The following is a 632-nucleotide window of genomic DNA, read 5'->3' as shown; positions in this document are numbered from 1 at the left end:
TCCGAGGGCCTCTCAAAATGGTATGCGGCAGATCAACGTGTCACGGCGATAGTGCGAGAGGCGCAGAACAATGACTTCCGCGTCGTCATCAGCGCCTTGACGCCGATCGAGGCTTTCGACGGCCGGGTGACGAACGATCGGTTGCGCTGGTACCTGTCCCGGTTGCGAGTCGAACCGGTGACCGAGGAGGTCTCCGCCTGCGCGATGGACCTGCTTCGTGAGAGTGGTCTCCATGGCCACAAGTACGCGATCGATGCCGTCGTGGCCGCCACGGCTCTTCGCTCCGCCCGTCCCGTCATCATCCTCACCTCGGACGAGGACGACATGAACAAGCTTTGCGGCAAGGCAGTGCGCCTCGTATGTGTGTAGGCGCTGAATTATTGCTTCAGCGATACGACTACCACCAGCAATACCTTTTTAAAGTGCCAAATGGGTATTGTGGTCTCAGCCGCACCGGCGTCGCCTGCCCCGTCGGCCTGGCCTGAACGAGCCTTCCCGCCGGGGGAAGGGCCAGCGGCCAAGGTCAGCGTCTCCTTGCGGGCCGGCAACATCCGCGCGATCAAGGAACGCGTCGGCGCGCGCGGGTTCTCGGCCTACGTCGACGCCGCTGTGGAGCGTCAGATCGAGCGGGA

1 protein-coding gene and 1 pseudogene are annotated in these 632 nt (G+C 63.1%); both read left to right on the top strand.

Translation table 11 applies throughout. The annotated features are described in order from the left end of the window. Positions 1–369: PIN domain-containing protein (locus ACFHYQ_RS22530; RefSeq protein WP_394303114.1), on the top strand; the 369-nt coding region annotated here is incomplete at its 5' end. Between the two features lie 60 nt (positions 370–429). Then, positions 430–632, top strand: a pseudogene (locus ACFHYQ_RS22525) (hypothetical protein); the annotation flags it as partial.

The sequence above is a fragment of the Sphaerimonospora cavernae genome, from assembly GCF_042435035.1.
Lineage (GTDB): Bacteria > Actinomycetota > Actinomycetes > Streptosporangiales > Streptosporangiaceae > Sphaerimonospora > Sphaerimonospora cavernae.
Note: the sequence above shows the minus strand (reverse complement) of the source record. Positions and strands in the feature narration are given on the sequence as shown.